The sequence below is a fragment of the Actinomyces sp. S6-Spd3 genome (assembly GCF_000758755.1).
Lineage (GTDB): Bacteria > Actinomycetota > Actinomycetes > Actinomycetales > Actinomycetaceae > Pauljensenia.
In genome coordinates, this window is sequence record NZ_JRMV01000216.1 from 1 (window position 1) to 964 (window position 964).

Sequence of the window (964 nt, forward strand, 5' to 3'; positions counted from 1 at the left end):
AGGGCGGCTCTATAAACAACCCCGCTAAGAAACCGCCGGTGATAACTACCAGCAAGGCAACCACGATGGCCTCGAACTGGCGCTGGCGCTGCGCATTTTGGAAAATCAGCAACGACATCGACACGGCGCCCACAATCAAACCGCCCACAATCAGCGGCAAATCGAACAGCAACTGCAATGCGATAGCGCCGCCAATTATCTCCGCCAGATCAGTGGCTGCAGCAATCGTTTCGGCCTGCATCCAAAACGCGATGCGGCGCCGTTTGGGTAGACGATCGCCCAGAATCTCAGGCAGTGAGCGACCGGTAACCAGGCCGAGCTTAGCACTCTGATACTGCACCAGCACAGCCATCAGATTCGCGAGCACCAGCACCCACACCAGCATGTAGGAATACGTAGCGCCCGCCGAGATATTCGCAGCCACGTTACCGGGGTCAACATAGGCGACAGCGGCAACAAAAGCCGGCCCCAACATGGGCCAAAGCCTGTGCTTGCGAACTTTCTTAGCGGGCGCCACAGCGACCTCTTCCCACCCGAAGCCTAACGAATAACCCTCATCGTATTTCGGCTAACCGAAATCCTCAAGTGGTAAGGCCGCACAAAGCGTTAAATGCCCTTATCTACAGGTTTTGCTCAATCCATTCGCGAGCGATCACATCAGCGGACTCCTGATCCTGCGACGAACGCACATTCAGATCCAGCAAACCATCGGCAGTGAGCTTTGCCTGCACCTTGTTAAGCACCTCGACAGCCTTCGGATCAAGATCAGACACCGTTAGCGGCACCACGTGCGACGAGAGGAACATGCCCTGCGGATCGTCCAAAACCACAAGATCATTCACCTTAATATCCGGGCTGGCCGAGAAAATATTCGCCAACTGCACGTCACCATCAAGTAGCGCCTTCACCGTCAACGGGCCGCCCTTGTCCTCAATCGGTGCGAAATCAACATCCACACCGTAAT

The 964-nt window shown here is 55.6% G+C and carries 2 protein-coding genes; both read right to left on the reverse strand.

The window, feature by feature from the left end:
- Positions 1–475, reverse strand: a 475-nt coding sequence (locus HMPREF1627_RS01815; protein WP_234305199.1) for an Nramp family divalent metal transporter, incomplete at its 3' end; no start/stop codon positions are given.
- 145 nt (positions 476–620) lie between these two features.
- The coding region (locus HMPREF1627_RS01820) for a glycine betaine ABC transporter substrate-binding protein (protein WP_034500618.1) at positions 621–964 on the reverse strand (344 nt) is incomplete at its 5' end.